The following is a 16,960-nucleotide window of genomic DNA, read 5'->3' as shown; positions in this document are numbered from 1 at the left end:
GGCAAGAGGGGGCTGAGCCTGGTCAGGCGACTGACAGGCCGGGGTGTGCAGGCGAAGAGGCGAAAGGGACTCCTTTCCATCCCCTGATGTCGTACAATGAACATCTAAAGGAGAAAAGAGACTGTGCTTGAAAAGCAAAGCGAGCATTTGCTCGGGAGGCAGCATGACAGAAGCAAGCGGCGCGCCGCAAGGCGCTCAGCATACCAATCGTCTCATTCACGAGACCAGTCCCTACCTGCTGCAGCACGCACACAACCCGGTGGACTGGTATCCCTGGGGGGAGGAAGCCCTCAGCAAAGCCAGGCAAGAAGACAAGCCCATTTTGCTCAGCATTGGCTACTCTGCCTGTCACTGGTGCCATGTCATGGAGCGCGAATCCTTCGAAAACGAAGAGATAGCGGCCCTCATCAACCGTCACTTTGTGCCTATCAAAGTTGACCGTGAGGAGCGGCCCGATCTCGACGCCATTTACATGCAGGCCGTCCAGGCGCTGACCGGCCAGGGAGGCTGGCCTCTCAACGTCTTTCTAACGCCCGATGGCAGGCCCTTCTTTGGAGGGACCTACTTCCCGCCCGAGGACCGGCGCTATGGCGGGCAAGTGATGGCCGGGTTCCCGCGAGTGTTGCTGACCATCGTCGACGCCTATCAGAATCGACGCCAGGAAGTTGAGGAGCAGGCCGAGCGCCTGGCTGAATACCTGCGTGAGCGGAGCAGCGCGCCCCTCTTGCGTCGCAGTCAAGGGCAGGTCTTGCCGCAGCTTGAACTTCTGGCCAATGCTGCGAGCGAACTGGCCGCCGAATTTGATCCTGTCAACGGCGGCTTCGGCGGCGCTCCCAAGTTTCCCAACAGCATGGCGCTGGAGTTCCTGCTGCGTGTCCACCTGCATCGCGCCGCCGGCGAGCTGCCAGCGGTGAAGGAAGGGGAGCGCTCGGAGCTGGAGATCGTTGAGCAGACCCTGCAGCGCATGGCCTGTGGTGGCATCTACGACCAGCTTGGCGGCGGCTTCCATCGCTACTCGGTTGACGCCCGCTGGCTGGTTCCCCATTTCGAAAAGATGCTCTACGACAACGCCCTGCTCAGCCGCCTCTACCTGCATGCCTACCTGGTCACGGGCAACCCCTTCTACCGACGCATTGCCGAAGAGACCCTTGACTACGTCGTGCGCGAGATGACGGCGCCAGAAGGGGGCTTCTACTCAACCCAGGACGCGGACAGCGAAGGGGAAGAAGGCAAGTTCTATCTCTGGCAGGCCGAGGAGATTGCTCGCCTGCTGCCTGGCGAGGATGGGGAGCTGTTCATGGCCTGGTATGGCGTGACCCCGCGCGGCAACTTTGAAGGCAAGAATATTCTCCACGTGCCCGAGCCTGATCCCCAGCGGGTGGCTGAGCGTCTCGGGGTCAGTCGCGAGCGTCTGGAGCAGGCTCTGGAGAAGGGCCGCGCGCTCCTCTTGGCAGCACGCGAGCAGCGCGTCAAGCCGGGACGCGATGAGAAGGTCCTGACGGCCTGGAATGGGCTGATGCTGCGCAGCTTCGCCGAGGCGGCGCGCTATCTCGGGCGTAGCGATTACCGGCACGTAGCCGAGCGCAATGCTGACTTTCTGCTGACGGCGCTGCGCAAGGATGGGCGCCTGCAGCGTACCTGGAAGGATGGACGGGCCCACCTGGCTGGCTATCTGGAGGACTATGCCTTTCTGGCAGATGGCCTGCTGGCCCTCTACGAAGCCAGCTTCGAGCTGCGCTGGTTCAGTGAAGCGCGCGGCCTGATGGAGGAAGCCATGCGCCTCTTTGCTGATAGCGAGAATGGTGGCTTCTTCGACACCGGCAGCGACCAGGAGGCGCTGATCAGCCGTCCCAAGGAGATTATGGATAACGCTACACCGGCGGGCAACAGCGTCGCCGCCGAGGTCCTGCTGCGCCTTGCCGCTTTCACCGGAGAGGAGCGCTATCGCCAGCTGGCCGAGAGCTATCTGCAAGCCCTGGCGGATATCATGACCCAGCATCCGCATGCCTTCGGGCATGTGCTGGGAGCGCTTGACTTTGCCCTCTCGCCCGAGCGTGAGATCGCCATCATTGGCGACCCGCAGGCTGGAGAAACAGCCGCTCTGCTGGCAGTGGTCAACCGTCGCTATCGACCCAACACTGTCCTCGCCTGTGTGGCACCCGGCAGCGCGCAGGAGCGTGCCGCCGCCCGCATCCCGCTCCTGGCGGAGCGGCCCCAGCAGAATGGACGGGCGACAGCCTACGTCTGCCAACATTTTGCCTGTCAGGAGCCGGTGACGACACCAGAGGCTTTACATGCCCAGCTCGACCAGTTGGACCGCTAACGTCCTCCTGCCAAGGCTGAGTGAGGAAAGACGGGGCACTGTGGACCGGCTCCCTCTCTGCTGATTCACAGTGCCCGGAGCGCATGCTGATGCACATAGTAGAGTTGCAGGAAGCTGAGCAGGCCCGGCATAGGTCGAGGCCAGTACCTGAACTAAAAGAGGCAGATAATGGGCTGCCAGGCTTAGTCATTGACATAGCGCAGTTGGCCTTCCACCTCGTGACGGCAGAGCCTGCCACTATTGACGAGATGTTCAAGTGCGAGCGTAGCCGCGGCAACCTCCTTTCTGCCGGCCTTCTTCTTGCTGGCCGGCAGAAACATAGTGGCGACCTCCTGGGGAGTGAAAACAGCCAGAGCGCCGGTCTGCTCCTCCAGGTAAGCGGTCAGGGCCTTGCGATACCAGGCGACCAGGTCGCCTGGCTGGGCGATCCGCGGAGCCATCACGATCATCACCGGGCAGGGGGCAAGCGCTAAGACACGGCGGGAGATGCTACCGACGAGCAAGCGTCGCAGCTTGTGACGAAAACCCTCGCCGCGGCTTCCGACGACGATCAGGTCGACGCCCAGCTCACGCGCAGCCCTGACGATCTCTCCCGCCGGCTCACCGACGCGAATCATCATCTCGATACGTTCAGAGGAGATGGTATATTTTTGGAATTCCAGTCGGGCGCGCTTGAGCACCTCCTCGGCTTCGCGGCGTTGTTCGGTGGTGATCGGCAGGGGCTGAATCTGGCCAACATACATGCCAAAAGAGGGAGAAGCGGTATAGGGGATAGGAATGACCGTCAGGAGAATCACGTGCAAGGCGGGAGCCTGCTCAACCAGCTCTCTGACTTTCGTGATCGCCTGCCTGGTGGCCGGAGAGATCGCGGGATCGATACCAAGCAAGATATGCCTGTTCATGGCTACTGTACTCCCGAAGGTCACCCGAAGATGGCCACCCCATCTTCTGGGTTCGGTTTCTCACGCAGCGGGGATCAGTGGCCCGGACATCCAGCGTTAGGCTGGGCTAATACTGTGGTACTGTGTACTGCGTATCTCACCAGAGAAATTCTCTATCCGATCGGGGACATGGGGCGGAGAGCGCCCGACACCGCGGCTGGTTCGTCAGCTCGTTACTGACTGCTTCGCCTGCTGGCTGTTCTGCTGCCTGCCTGCCTGGTGTGATAGCACCTACCCTCATCCTCTCTCCTTCGCGCGGCGCTCGCTTCCCCATCACCTTAGCCGGTAGTCCCTCTTCTTTTCCTTGCTTCCTTCCTGACTCCTCCCGGCGACCAGCTTCCTGACCGGGTTCGACGCTTTGGTCGCTAGCTGCTTGTGTGGCAGGAGACTACTATAGAAGAGATCAACGCTTATTGAACGCCATTGTTGCCTGATCGCTCATTGCTCAGCCATGTCCTTGCGCGCCGTACCTGGCCTGCGTGGAAAGTGGCAGCCAGCCAGTCGACTGAGAAGGCAGCGCCTGCGGCGGTTCCTTCCTCGTCGGCGCTACTCGCATGTCTCTGCTCTCACCCCGCCGTTGAATGTGTGGAGTAGTTCACACTGAGCTGGTTAGCTGCGACATAGCCTGTCCTGAGAAGGGACCGTACACTCTCTATACGATAGTATAGCTGTTTTTTAAAGGAGCCACAAGAGCTTCCAGCCGCTTCTATAGCAGAGTTCAGGCCCTTCAGGCAGCTGAATCCTGTCGAGGAGTGGTCTCCGCCATGAGCAATGTCGACGGACTGGGTCCAGGGGGAAGCCCGGTCGCCCAGCGCATCGTTCCAATGCTATTCTTGGCGCCTGCCGAGCCAGGTGGGCGGCGGGAGATCTGTCGTTATAAACGCATAATCTGGACTCATACGAATGAAAAATTGGAGATCAGCCTGACAATAGCGTCTACCTGAATATGGATGTCTTAGGGTCCTGCCACCAAGCGGACGAACAAGACTATCTCCGTGTAAGCGAAGGCATTGAAGGAAGAAAGCAGGTTGAGAGCGATGGGCATGCAGACTGAACAATTCTCAAGTGTCCTGGAGCTGGCCCTGCCGACCGAGGTTGACGCCGGGGGAGCCGAAGCGATGAACGAGAGAGCAGCCGAGCAAAGGCACGAGGAAGAGTGCTATGGACTGGAGATCTTCCAGCGCGCCATTCTGGAAGGTGATCAACAGGCCTGGGCGCTGCTTCAAGACCAGTTCTCCGATCTTGTCCGCTGTTGGATGCGCCGACATCCTAAGCGAGAGATTGCCATGCGTCTGGATAGCGAAGAGAACTATATTGCCCAGGCTTTTGAGCGGTTCTGGCAGGCGACGGCTTTCAAGCACGACCTTCAGTTTACTTCCCTGGCGGCGGCCCTGAGCTATCTACGGGCCAGCCTCAACGGCGCCATCATGGACACTTTGCGTATGTACGCCCGACCGCGCGAGGCTTCTCTCTCAGTGCCGGGCTACGAAGGAGCACCAGTGAGCGAGGACAGAGATGATGGCGGCGAGCTTTGGGAGATACTCAAGAGTCTGCTGCCTCAACGGCGAGAGCGGTATCTCGCCTATCTGCTCTTCCATTGCGGCCTGAAGCCACGTGAGGTTGTCCGCTACTGCTCACAGGAATTCCGCAGTGTCCAGGAGGTTTACCGCTTAAGGCGTAATATTGTGGAACGTCTCATTCGCCATGCTGATCAGCTACGTTGGCGACTCAGCGTGCATTAGCAATCCTTCTGAGCAGTGGCCTGACCTGGCAGAGTATAGCAGGATGGGGTTTATTACTCCGAGAGCAAAGTGCTGCGGCAGGAGAGGAGGAAGCTGGAAAGAAGCTGAAGAACGCCGTGTGCAAAAAGCCGTACCTGAAACGTTGATTTAGCGAAAGGAGTATCCTCAGAAGGAGGAAGAACCAGCCTGCGTTTAGGCATCGTTGCATGCCATGCTGCCAGGTGAAGGAAACAAACGATGGATTGCAAAGATCAGTTTGCCCCTGGAACTGAGGAGCTGGCCATGCTGGCCTTCGACGACGAGGGCCTGGCCCCCGAAGTGGTGCGGCACTTACGCGCATGCATGATCTGCCAACGGCGCCTTATGCAGTTTCAGGCGCTCTATCGTCACTTACTTGCGCAACTCTATCGTAGTCAATGCCCTGATGGCCTGCGCCTCAGCTTCTACTGCGCTGGCCTCCTCAGCGTGGAGGACCGGCGTCAGATTGCGGTTCACGTGCAAGAGTGCCCGCTCTGTGCCGAAGAAGTGGCTATTACCAGGCGCTTCATGGCTGATCCGCTGGTACCCGCGACGTCGGCGCCTTCTTGCCCCCGCCTGGCAGCGCCTCGCGCCAGGCGTCAGGCTCGGCTGGTGTTGTGTGATAGATGCCCATCGGCAACATGGCCGCGGTACTACTACGGTGAAGAGTTTGAGCTGGCACTGCATATCTTGTCTTCCACTCCAGGGCGTTACGTGCTGTACGGTCTGCTCAGCTGCGCCAATTCTGCGCTGGATGTGTCAGCTTTCGCCGGTCGGCAAGCAGAGCTGCAGCCGCTAAAGACGCCGCCAGGGAAGCAAGCCAGGCGATCCGTGGCCGACGCAGATCTGCCTCGGCTGTCAGCCGAGATCGACCGTCGGGGAAAGCTGACCTTTCCCGCCGTCTCTCCGGGACGCTATATGCTGCTCTTGCGCCTATGCGAGCGAGACCTGGTGATTGAGGAATTACAAATCGATGGCTACGGAATGAGCTGAAGCTAAGGCTCGCTGGGCCGGCGAGGGTTGACGAACGCAAAGCAAGGGCGCCGGACCTGGGACAGACTAAGGGCCACCGGATCGCCTGGTAAGCGTGAGGGACCACTGGCCCTGGGTGAGGCCGAGCCAGCATCAGGTCGGCGGCCTCTCTCCCGCTTCCAACCGGCGCCGTCGAGTATGCAATATATGCTTTTAGGATAAAAGGAACAATATCCTGTTTATGGCTTTTATTTTAGAAAGCGCAGTGATTCCGGGATGCTCTCTTTGCTGCTGGTCCTCCCGTCGGGGCTGAATCACGCTCCTACTCCAGTTCACCCAGCCAGTGTGTCTTGTTCCGATAATCGGTTGGAATCCGCGCGGGTGGCGAAAGAGCCGGGTAGCCGACATAGAGAAAGGCCACAATCTCATCTTCGGGAGCCAGGCCGAGCCAGGCTTTGACCTGTGGATCATAGGCCGCTTCGCCAGTGCGCCACATCGTGGCCAGGCCCTGCTCCTCGGCGGTCAGCAGCATGTTCTGAACGGCGGCGGCCACCGCCTCGATATTTTCAATGGCACGTACCTCGGGACGCTGGGGAGCCTCGGCAGCTACCACGATGACCACTGGGGCACGCAAGGGCTTCTGACGCTCCTTCTCGATCAAGGCTCGGGTCTTTTCATCCTTGCCCTGGCCCAGACGTAGGGCCAGGGCCTGAGCCATTGCCTCGCCCAACTCCTGACGGGCGGCGCCGCTAAAGATGATGAATTTCCAGGGTTCGACTCTATGGTGATTGGGGGCGTGTGTGGCCGCCTCCAGCATGCGCTCAATCTGGGCCCGTGTCGGACGGCGCTCACTCATCTTGCTGATGCTGCGCCGTCGGCGGATCGTTTCAAACACCAGCATTGTCGATGTTCACCCTTATGAAGTGCCATGATGATGTTCCGTATACTATACCCCATGCGGCCCTGTTACTCAAGGAGGACTTTCGCTCTCAGACGGCTTCACGGGCTGTGGCGGCTCTCTTTCTCTGATTGCTTCTCTGCCTGTCCGTATGCTTCTCTGCCTGTCTGATAGTCGGTCTGGGAGGTACAGATACGCTATAGCTGTCGCCAGAGCTGCCTTGTCATGGTTCTGCCCGAGGGATACAATGGAGGCAAACGGTAAAGGCAAAGGCGAAAGCGAGCTATGATGACAGCAGTACACTTTGGCTGGGTGCTCAATGCCGGACCGACGCGCGGCATGGAGCCGAGCCGTTTTCTGGAAATCACGCGAGAGCAGATTGCGCTGGTGGGCGAACAGATCGACTCCCTGTGGTTCACCGATCATCTGCAGTTTGGACATTCGCCTGTGCTGGAGGGTTGGACAGCGCTGACCTATATTGCCGCACTTTACCCCCAGTATCGCATTGGTCACATGGTCCTCTGCCAATCCTTTCGCAATCCGGCTCTGCTGGCCAAGATGGGTGCTACCTTGCAGTATCTCAGTGGGGGGCGTTTCCTGCTGGGTATCGGCGCCGGCTGGCATGAGGAAGAGTATCGCGCCTACAACTATCCTTTCCCCGAGCCGCGGACCCGCATCGAGCAACTCGAAGAGACTCTGCAGATTGTCAGAGCGCTCTGGAGCCAGGAGCAAGCGACCTTTGAGGGGCGCTATTATCGCGTCCACAGCGCCTATTGTGAGCCAAAACCGGAGCCAGTACCTCCCATCATCGTCGGTGGTCTTGGCCCGCGTCTGCTCCAGATCGTAGCCCGTTATGCTGATGGCTGGAATGCTGCCTGGGTCAGGCCCGAAGCCTACCAGGAGCGGCTAGCCACCTTCGAGCGTACCTGTCAGCAACTCGGGCGCGACCCCAGCCAGATTGAGCGGAGCTGGTTCGGACGTTGCATCTGTGTCCCCTCTCCGCAAGAGGCGGCCAGACTGCAGGGCCGGGGGCTGCTGGGTACTCCGGATCAAATTGCGGAGCAGATCCAGGCCTACATCGATCTGGGCATCACCTCCTTTATGTTAGGAAGCTGGGAGCTCGAGGATCTGCAAACCGTCGAACTGCTCGCGCGTCAGGTATTACCCCGCTTCCGCCCAGGTACCGGGGCCGCCTGAGCGCCTCCGCCGACAACGGCCCTGTGATAGGACTCTGATGGTGCTCGTTGGTTGAGCAATCGGCGAACGAGCAAACAAGCAGATGAATGAATGAGTGTGTGAGGAGCGAGGTTTATGGAAACGCCCAAGAGTGAGCGTCCCCCTATCCTCTTCGGGGCAAATGTTGATCCTACGGCGGATGATCCGCGCTGGCCCCTGGAACTCACGCGCGCTGTGGAGGAGGCTGGTTTTGACCTTATAGGCATTCAGGATCACCCCTACAACGCAGGCTTCCTCGATACCTGGACACTCATTGCTACCCTGGCGCAGGCCACGCAGCGTGTACGCTTCTTCCCCAACGTCGCCAATCTGCCGCTGCGTCCCCCGCTGATGCTGGCCAAAGCGGTGGCCACCCTTGACGTCCTCAGCGGCGGTCGTCTTGAGCTGGGACTGGGAGCTGGCGCTTTCGCCGACGGCATCGTCGCTATGGGGGGACCACGGCGCAACGCCGGCGAAGCAGTCGCGGCCCTGGAGGAAGCAGTGCAACTCATACGCCGCTTCTGGAGCGGCGAGCGCAGCCTTCACTTTCAGGGACGCTACTACAGCGCCCTGGGAACGCGCCCTGGTCCACGTCCGGCCCATGCGATCGGCATCTGGCTTGGCGCTTATCGTCCACGCATGCTGCGCCTGACCGGGCGTCTGGCCGATGGCTGGATTCCCAGTAGCACCTATGCCGCCCCTGAGCAACTGCCTGCCATGCAGCGTCAGATCGACGAGGCTGCCCAGCGGGCAGGACGCTCGCCGCGAGCTATTCGGCGTATCTACAATATCATCGGCCAGATCACCGATAGCGGCCCTGGCTGGGAGCGCGGCACCTTTCGCGGCGGCGTCCAGGATTGGATTGCGGAGCTGACGCGCCTGGTGCGCGAAGTGGGACTGGATACCTTTATCTACTGGCCGCTGGAGGACCGTCTGCGTCAGGTCCAGCGCTTCGCCGCCGAGGTCATCCCTGGTGTGCGGGAGGCCCTCACTACTCCCTAGCGTACTCGTCTCGCGGAAAGGTGGTGGCAGCCGGGGCAGGGGGCCAGCAGTCAGCGCTAGTCAAGAAAGAACCAGGGCAGGCGGCCAGCAATAGCTAAAGGGCATTGCTGGCCGTGCCGGCTGGCTCTCTGCGTGAACTCAGCCCTGTCCTTCTGAGGAAGAAGGAGCAGGCCCTTTCTCCAGCAGGTTGCCCTCCACTCCTTTCAGCAGGTTCCCCTCGACTCCGAGCGAAGGGAGAAGCTGGGCCTGGGCCTGTGTCTGCAGTGGGAGACCCCACAGCTTAATAAAGCCCACAGCGGCGTTATGATCGAACTGATCGCCCGTATCGTAGGTCGCCAGGCTGTGGCTATAGAGCGAATGCTCGGACTGGCGTCCGACCACGGCAAACTGGCCCGGCGCCAACTTCACGCGTACCTTGCCGCTCACAAAGCGCTGCGTGCTCTGCACGTAGGCCGCCAGGTCCTGATGCAGGGCGCTGTACCATTGCCCGTTGTAGATCAGGCGCGCATATTCGGCAGAAACCAACTCCTTGAAGCGCAGCTGGTCGCGGCTAAGTGTCAGGCTCTCCAGAGCCTTATGCGCCGCGTGCAGGACCACCGCGGCGGGCGCCTCGTAGATCTCGCGCGACTTAATGCCCACCAGACGATTCTCGACATGATCGATGCGCCCGATCCCGTACTTGCCGGCCAAAGGGTTGAGCGTCTCGATCAAGGTCACCCCATCGACCTCCTCGCCGTTGAGGGCCACCGGGATGCCACGCTCAAAGGTCAACTCGATATAGGTTGGCTCGGGAATGGGCGGACCGCCCGGACGCCCGAAGAGCCAGGGGCTGGTGGTCCAGGCATAGACATCCTCTGGCGGCTCCTCCCAGGGATCTTCCAGGGCCCCGCACTCGATGCTACGCCCCCAGAGATTCTGATCGATGGAGTAGGGGCTGGCGTTCGTCACCGGGATGGGAATATTGTGCTCGGCGGCGTAGGCGATCTCGCTGTCGCGCGTCATGCTCCACTCACGCACCGGGGCGATAATCTTCAGATCGGGGGCTAACGTCGCGATCGAGACATCGAAGCGTACCTGGTCGTTGCCCTTGCCAGTACAGCCATGAGCCACGGCGACTGCGCCCTCGGCGCGGGCTACCTCTACCAGCAGGCGAGCAATTAAAGGACGGGCCAGAGCAGTTGCCAGCGGATACTGGCCCTCATAAATTGCGCCGGCCTGCAGAGCGGGCCAGACAAAATAGCGCACAAAGTCGGCCCGCGCGTCCACTACAATCGCCTTCACGGCCCCAATCTGTTCCGCGCGGCGGGCAATACTTTGCAGATCGCGATCGTTGCCGACGTCGATCGTCAGCGCGATCACATCCAGATCGTATTTCTCCTTAATCCAGCGGATTGCCACAGAGGTATCGAGACCGCCGGAATAGGCGAGAACCGCAGTAGCCATCAGCTTAAGCCCTCCCATGCTCAGACTGAAGCCCATCCGGCGCCGACGTGGGGCTGTTCTGGCCGCCCTGATCATTCTGTCCTGGGTCTATCAGGCGCCGGATCGCTCTTTCAAAAGTGGCAGTGCGTTCCTGCCAGGCCGCCCGTGCGGTGGCCAGCCGCTGGGCCACTTGTTCCAGACCGAGATTACCGGCTCCGCCCAGGTGATTGCGCTTCTTGAGGCGCTCGACCAGCTGCTCGCGGCTCTCTGTGGGCAGAGGCTCATGACGATCGAGCTGAGCTGTTACCTCAGCTCCCACAATCCGATAGGCATCGCGAAACGGCAGGTTGGCGGTGCGCGTCAGCTCGTAGGCGCGATCGGTAGCGAAGAGTTCGAAGGTACAGGCGGCGACCAGGCGGTCGACATTCACCTCCAACGACCCCACCACCAGCGTAGAGATGTCCAGGCACTCACGCACCACATCTAGCGCTTCCATAAAGGGGCGCTTGGTCTCCTGATAGTCCATATTGTAGCCCGAGGGCAGGCCAGTGACAATGCCCAGAATCTGCTGCTGAAGGGCCAGCACCGTCTGTGTACGGGCGCGCACCAGCTCCATCACGCCCAGATTGCGCTTCTGGGGCATAATGCTGCTGCCCGTGCATAGTTCCTGGGGGACATGGAAGAAATTATATTCCGCCGTTGTGAACAGCAAGATATCCTGAGCCAGCTTACTCAGGTCCAGCATTATCTGGACCAGGGCCTGCACGATAGCTGCCTCTACCTTGCCGCGACTATTCTGCACATACACCACATTATTCTGCACACGGGCGAAGCCCAACAGCTCAGCGGTATACTGGCGATCGATGGCAATCGGTACACCATAGCCGGCGGCGGAGCCAAGCGGTGACTGGTCGTTCAAACTGTAAGCGGCGCTCAGCAACTGCTCATCGTCGAGTAGGGACTCGGCGAAAGCGCCAGCCCACAGGGCCACCGATGAGAGCATGGCCCGCTGCATATGGGTATAGCCGGGCATCGGTACATCGGTATGGGCGCCGGCGAAGCGCCAGAGCGTTTCCACCAGCGTCAGCAGGGAATTGGTGATTCCATGCAGCTGCTCCTTGGCATAGAGGCGCAGATCAACCAGCACCTGATCATTGCGCGAGCGCGCCATGTGAATCTTCTTGCCCGCGGCCCCGGCCACCTCAGCCAGATAGTTCTCGACGCGCGTATGGACATCTTCATCGCTGGGCGTAATGGTAAACTGTCCCATTTCGGCCAGATGGAGGATGTCACACAGGGCCTCTTTCAAGACCCTGTGCTCATCCTCCGTCAGCACACCAATCTTGGTGAGCATGGCCGCATGCGCCAGCGACCCCCAGACATCGTGGCGCACCAGGCGGCTATCGAGAGCGCTATTCTGCGCCGCCTCGAAACGCTCGACCTGCTCATTCACACGATAGGTTTTCTGCCAGAGTTTCGGCATGAATCAGATCCCTCCTACGGGACTGAACCCCAGATTCTTGTTGCGGCGCGAGATCAGCTCATAAGGCAGACCGCGGATGTGGGCCACAGCGGCGCACTCCTTCTGATTGAAGCTGGCGCTCTTGATAGAGCGCACATCGGGGAAGAAGAGACCGCCCTCCGCTTTGCGTGCCACAATATCAATGTTCCCTTTATAGAGCTGGAGCGTGTACTCGCCGTTCACCACCTTCTGCGTTTCAGCGATAAAGGCGTCGATGGCCTGCTTCAGAGGATGGAACCACTCGCCGTGATAGACCAGGCGTGCCCAGTAAGCGTCAAGAGGACGCTTCAGCTGGATCTCCTCCTTTGTTAGACAGAACTGCTCTAGATCGCGGTGGACCTTCAGCAGGATGGTCGCCGCGGGGGCCTCGTAGATCTCGCGAGACTTGAGGCCCATGATGCCATCCTCGAAGAGGTCGATCTTGCCGATTCCATTGGCCCCACCGATCACATTCAACTGCTCAATCATCTCGTCGAGCGGCAGCTCATGGCCGTCCAGGGCGACCGGCAGGCCATTGCGCCAGGTCAGCTTGATCGTTGTCGGTTTATCTGGGGCCTTCTGAGGAGGAGTCAGCCACATCCAGATCGAATCGGGCAGCTCCGTATCCAGATCGATCCCGCCGCTGGCGATCGAGCGACACCACATTGTCTTGTCATCACCGCCGACAATGATCTCCTCGATCGGAACGCCGTAGTGCTCCATCAGCAGCCCCTCTTCGCTGCGCGTCAGGTCGAAATCGCGCACTGGCACAAAGATCGCCAGGCCGGGAGCGAAGAGGCTAAAGACATTATGCATGCGATACTGGTCGTTACCTTTGCCGCTGGAACCCTCCATCAAGGCATCGCAACCCAGCTCCAGGGCTTTCTGAGCCACCCTGGCGGCGATCAACTGGCGCGTCATCGAGGTCGAGACGGGATAGCCGTTATAGTCCGAGTTGGCCTGAATGGCTTTTGTCAGCCACTGCTCGGTGAATTCCTTTCTGGCGTCGATCGTAATCGGCTGAATACCCAACTGGACCGCGCGCTCTACCGCCATCTCGATCTCATCCTGTCCCTGACCGACATCAACATTGATGGCGTATAGCTCCCGCGCCTTGTACTTGAGCTGGGAGAGCTTGACGCAGAGCGACGAATCAAGGCCGCCAGAGTAAGCGAGGGCGATGCTCTTCCCCTGGGGAACCTCTACCGCCTCGATCTTCTGCAAGGCAACTGCGAGGGCACTCTGCTTGTCGGTCTGTTGTTCCTGATTGCTGGTTGTCATCGTGCAACACTCCTTCAAGGTCAAGGAAAACGTGTCGAGAAGGAGCGAGCAGGCATCAAAAAACCCTCGCCCCTTCCTGTCCTGGAAACCTGAAGGGACGAGAGTAGGCAAAGGCGAGATGAGATTGAGGACTCGCTTGCACCTACACCCGTGGTGCCACCCTTATTGTCACCAGCCGCTGCCTAGCGCCAGAGAGAGGAGGAGACCAGCTCTCTCCTGTCGGATGCCGCTCACACCGCTGTGAGGAGCATGCACGGTGACCGCTCTTTACGGTTATTGCGCTGCGTGGGAACCACCCACCTGATCCTACTTGCCCGTGATGTGCTCCCTTCCACTTCCCTCTCTGTCCCAGATTAGGATGCTTCTGACTTCAGGCGCATCACGAACTTTCTTCGGCCAGCCGCTCACGAAGGCGTTCCAGAGGGCGTGTCCTTCCGAACTCTCACCGAACATCGGATCGCTGTTGGCCGCTTCCTCTGTACTACGTTCGCTCAACGCGGGACAGCTATCAGCAAGCTCGTATTCGATTGTCGCTTGTGCGGCGTAGGCACCTGCCCTGGTGGAATGATGGCCTCTCTCGGATTCTTGCCCGGCTGCCTGGCGCATCTCATCTGCCAGGGGCGGTGCCGTGGTACCTTCCTGCTGACGAAAAAGAGAGAAGCCTGCGAGCAATAGCCTGCCCTGCAGGCATACCTTTCTTCAGCATTGGGGTCAGGGTTGTGGCAAGTGATGCGAGCCGTTACCAGATCGGCTCTGAGCGATAGCACCGAGCAATTTCGCAGGGGACAGCGCGGAGAGGGAGGTAGCTCATGCCAAGCTGCGGACTCGCGCCGGCTTTCGAGGAGACCATCCTGGAGCGAGTGATACTCATCCAGATCGGGGCTTGCGGCTCTCTCTGCACGGCCCTTGACCAGACGGCCCACTCACCTTCCAGCGAGGCGCTTCGCTGTCGTCATCCTCCGCTGCCTCTTGCCGAAGCTTCTCCTGCCTGCTCTTGTTTTCGCTCTTGATGCCAGCCTCTATGCCCAGAAGCTAAACACCCTGCCACGAGTATTATACAGGGACGGTCAGGATTGCGCAAGTTTCTGCCTGGTGGACACATGACTGCTGTGCCAGCTGGAGCATACGAAGAAAAGTCCTTCGTCTTTTCCCCTTGTCATTGCTGAAAGCAGGCTTTATGCTTTCTAGTATGTGTAATGAATGAGTAGCCATTACAAAGTGTTGTCAGTTGCAGCAGCGACATAAAGAGGTTGTTTCCCATGAATTCACTGAATCTCTTAGCCAGCGTCATCGATGTCGTGGCGGGCGCTTCTATGATTGTTTTGAGCCTGCCATTGTTGCGTGGCACCACTCAGCGCAACTCCTTCTACGGTTTCCGCTTCGGACGGGCCTTTACCTCAGCCGAGCAGTGGCGCGAAATCAACCGCTACGGAGCGAGATGGACGATCCTCTGGTCCAGTCTGCTGATAGTTATTGGGATCGTTGCTTTCTTTATTCCCTTTGGGGACAATACGACTCTGGCTTTCCTCTGGATTGTTATCCCTGTGCTCTTCCTTTCGACTATACCTATCATCCAAGCAGCCAGCTATGCCAGGCGCATAGCTAGATAAGATAGCGCCTCCCTTGGTAGGAGGGGAATGCTTCCCCGTGCGCTCCTCCAATCCTTCCCCGGCGTTTGGACTTCTTTCTCCGGTGCCGGGGACCCAGGCTTTAGCCGTGAAATAGTTGACTCTTGTGCCGTTGTTGGCTATCTAGCGGGCGCGTCTGGCTGCTACGATATACACCGCCGTTGAAAGCAGCATGCAGAGCAGCAGGCCGATGAAAACCAGCGCGCCGGGACCCGTCGCTTGTTGAGTTGCCACCTCTATCGTAAGCCATTCGCCATAGAGCAGCATCCAGATCAACAAGAGTTTGAGCCAGTTGATCAGCCCTCGCGCTAAGCGGTACTGCCGAGCTGCGTTCTCTTCGGTAATAGCCCAGGGATAATTGAAAAACCTCGTGAAGCATGACAAGAGAGTTATGAAAATATAGGCAATAACTGAGAAAATAGGGTAGAATAGAAGGTCTGATCTGTTAGAATAGGCATCAGGCTGACCTGCGAGGCCGAAATGGCCAGGAATGCGCGCTGGCAATGTAGCCCAGGCCTGCACCGTCAGGTAAATGCTCAGGGCAACACTGGCCAGAGCAACGATCTCTATCCCTATTTCGAGGGGAGAAAGTGGTGGACGGACTGCAGGGCGCCGTTTTCTCTCGTGCATAGAGTGCTCCGACTTTTTGAAACGCTCAGTCTCAGCAGAATATGCTGTTTTTTTACATTCCTCTGTATACCGCCCCCCTGCGAAATTGCTCGATGTTATCGCTCAGAGCAGATCTGGCAGCTGTTCTATTCACTCGTCGTAATCCACACATCAATTCTAAAAATACCATATGCCTGGTAGCGAGGTCAACCCCAGCGAGCGGAGATACTGACGATGTCGCGTTGGCGCTTGTGCCCCTGCGGAGCGGTGTGTCATACTGGTAGCAGACAGGGGGGGGTGCTCTCATCGGTGATGTGGGCAACTCTGCCGAGAGATAGCTCAGTCAGGAGGGAGAAGCGTTTCACAATGGTCGCTATTTCCATTCAGATCGAAGGACAGACGGGCCTGACCTGGTCCCGCTGGCAGCGCCTGGTCGAGGCCATCGAAGGTCTGGGCTATGCGGGCCTCTTCCGCTCCGATCACTTCACCGACCCCGTGCCGCCCGACCGCGAGGCCCTGGAAACCATTGTCTCGCTGGCCTATGCTGCCGACCATACGCGGCGCCTCCATTTTGGCCCGCTCGTCTCGCCGATCTCCTTTCATCATCCCGTCATGCTAACGCGCCAGGCGATAGCTCTCGACGACCTGAGTGGGGGACGCTTCATCTTCGGTGTTGGAGCCGGCTGGCAGGAACGCGAACATGCCATGTTTGGGCTGAACCTGGGCGATATGCGTACGCGCATGGCGCGCTTTGCTGAGGCCCTGGAGGTGATCAATCTCCTGCTGCGCTCCGAGCAGCCAGTCACCTTCAACGGCAGCTTCTACCAGCTCCGCGAGGCGCAGCTTCTGCCCCGTCCGCAGCGACCTGGTGGGCCGCCCATCATGATCGGTGGCGGCGGACGCAAACGCACACTGCCGCTGGCGGCGCGCTACGCCGACATCTGGAATGCCGGCTTTCTCTCCCCTGAGCAGTTTCGCGAACTGTCTGCCTTTCTTGATCAATTGCTGCAGGAGGCAGGACGCCCGCCCTCCAGTGTTCAGCGCACGATGATGACCTCGCTCTTCTTCGGGCGCACACGCGAGGATCTCTATCAGCGTCTTGACTGGTGGCGTCACTATGATCCCAGCTACGCCTCCCTCTCCTCGCAGGAGATCCTGGAGCGAGTGCAGGCCCAGAATCGCACCATTGTCGGCACGCCCGACATGGCTATTGCCCAGATCAGGCGCTACGGCGAAGCCGGCATTCAAGAGTTGATGCTGCAGTGGTTCTATCTTGATGACATCGAGGGCCTGCGCGACTTCGCCGAGACAGTCCTGCCTTTTGTCTAGCTTGCAGCTGCCCGGCTCCCAGACGGCCAGAACAGAACAAAAAAGGATGGGACCGGCGTCACCGGTCCCATCCTTCACT

General features: G+C 59.5%; 13 protein-coding genes. 7 read left to right on the top strand and 6 right to left on the bottom strand.

The features are described from left to right. Positions 1-163 precede the first annotated feature (163 nt). Entirely contained in the window at positions 164-2,323 is a 2,160-nt protein-coding gene (locus A4R35_RS11405; protein ID WP_112434143.1) for a thioredoxin domain-containing protein, read from the top strand. 182 nt (positions 2,324-2,505) lie between these two features. Here the strand turns inward: A4R35_RS11405 and A4R35_RS11400 are convergent, their stop codons facing one another. Beyond that, positions 2,506-3,225 (bottom strand): universal stress protein, encoded by a 720-nt coding sequence (locus A4R35_RS11400; protein WP_112429441.1) that lies wholly within the window; start codon positions 3,223-3,225, stop codon positions 2,506-2,508. Between the two features lie 1,076 nt (positions 3,226-4,301). Between A4R35_RS11400 and A4R35_RS11390 the strand changes: the two genes are divergently transcribed. Beyond that, complete coding sequence (locus A4R35_RS11390; RefSeq protein ID WP_112429437.1) at positions 4,302-5,006, top strand: hypothetical protein; 705 nt, start codon at positions 4,302-4,304, stop codon at positions 5,004-5,006. Positions 5,007-5,243: 237 nt separating this feature from the next. Beyond that, positions 5,244-6,017, top strand: a complete 774-nt coding sequence (locus A4R35_RS11385) for an anti-sigma factor (RefSeq protein WP_112429435.1) — start codon at positions 5,244-5,246, stop codon at positions 6,015-6,017. A gap of 301 nt (positions 6,018-6,318) precedes the next feature. Here A4R35_RS11385 and A4R35_RS11380 read toward each other — a convergent pair whose 3' ends face one another. Further along, positions 6,319-6,897 carry a nitroreductase family protein gene (locus A4R35_RS11380; protein ID WP_112429433.1) on the bottom strand — a complete coding sequence of 193 codons (579 nt, stop codon included), beginning with the start codon at positions 6,895-6,897 and terminating at the stop codon, positions 6,319-6,321. A gap of 282 nt (positions 6,898-7,179) precedes the next feature. Between A4R35_RS11380 and A4R35_RS11375 the strand changes: the two genes are divergently transcribed. Together A4R35_RS11375 and A4R35_RS11370 are read left to right on the top strand one after the other, a co-directional pair. Next, positions 7,180-8,091 (top strand): LLM class flavin-dependent oxidoreductase, encoded by a 912-nt coding sequence (locus tag A4R35_RS11375; RefSeq protein WP_112429431.1) that lies wholly within the window; start codon positions 7,180-7,182, stop codon positions 8,089-8,091. A gap of 114 nt (positions 8,092-8,205) precedes the next feature. After that, positions 8,206-9,111, top strand: a complete 906-nt coding sequence (locus A4R35_RS11370; RefSeq protein WP_112429429.1) for an LLM class flavin-dependent oxidoreductase — start codon at positions 8,206-8,208, stop codon at positions 9,109-9,111. 138 nt (positions 9,112-9,249) lie between these two features. Here the strand turns inward: A4R35_RS11370 and A4R35_RS11365 are convergent, their stop codons facing one another. The 3 genes from A4R35_RS11365 to argG are packed head-to-tail and all read right to left on the bottom strand — an operon-like array spanning position 9,250 to position 13,315. After that, a complete protein-coding gene (locus A4R35_RS11365; protein WP_399358717.1) occupies positions 9,250-10,557 on the bottom strand; it encodes an argininosuccinate synthase in 1,308 nt (435 codons plus the stop codon). A 1-nt stretch (position 10,558) separates the two neighbouring features. Then, positions 10,559-12,016: an argininosuccinate lyase gene (gene argH, locus A4R35_RS11360; protein ID WP_112429427.1), complete on the bottom strand. Its 1,458-nt coding sequence runs from the start codon at positions 12,014-12,016 to the stop codon at positions 10,559-10,561. A 3-nt stretch (positions 12,017-12,019) separates the two neighbouring features. Then, positions 12,020-13,315, bottom strand: coding sequence for an argininosuccinate synthase (gene argG / locus A4R35_RS11355; protein WP_112429425.1), 1,296 nt, complete (start codon positions 13,313-13,315; stop codon positions 12,020-12,022). A 1,259-nt stretch (positions 13,316-14,574) separates the two neighbouring features. On the opposite strand from argG, the gene A4R35_RS11340 reads away from it, so the two are divergent. Then, on the top strand, positions 14,575-14,925 hold the full coding sequence (locus tag A4R35_RS11340) for an SdpI family protein (RefSeq protein WP_112429418.1): 351 nt from the start codon (positions 14,575-14,577) through the stop codon (positions 14,923-14,925). Between the two features lie 141 nt (positions 14,926-15,066). Here A4R35_RS11340 and A4R35_RS11335 read toward each other — a convergent pair whose 3' ends face one another. Further along, positions 15,067-15,573: a DUF1648 domain-containing protein gene (locus A4R35_RS11335; protein WP_112429416.1), complete on the bottom strand. Its 507-nt coding sequence runs from the start codon at positions 15,571-15,573 to the stop codon at positions 15,067-15,069. A gap of 345 nt (positions 15,574-15,918) precedes the next feature. Between A4R35_RS11335 and A4R35_RS11330 the strand changes: the two genes are divergently transcribed. Beyond that, a complete protein-coding gene (locus tag A4R35_RS11330; protein ID WP_112429414.1) occupies positions 15,919-16,881 on the top strand; it encodes a TIGR03560 family F420-dependent LLM class oxidoreductase in 963 nt (320 codons plus the stop codon). Positions 16,882-16,960: the final 79 nt, after the last annotated feature.

The organism is Thermogemmatispora tikiterensis, assembly GCF_003268475.1.
In the GTDB taxonomy this organism is placed as follows: domain Bacteria; phylum Chloroflexota; class Ktedonobacteria; order Ktedonobacterales; family Ktedonobacteraceae; genus Thermogemmatispora; species Thermogemmatispora tikiterensis.
Note: the sequence above shows the minus strand (reverse complement) of the source record. Positions and strands in the feature narration are given on the sequence as shown.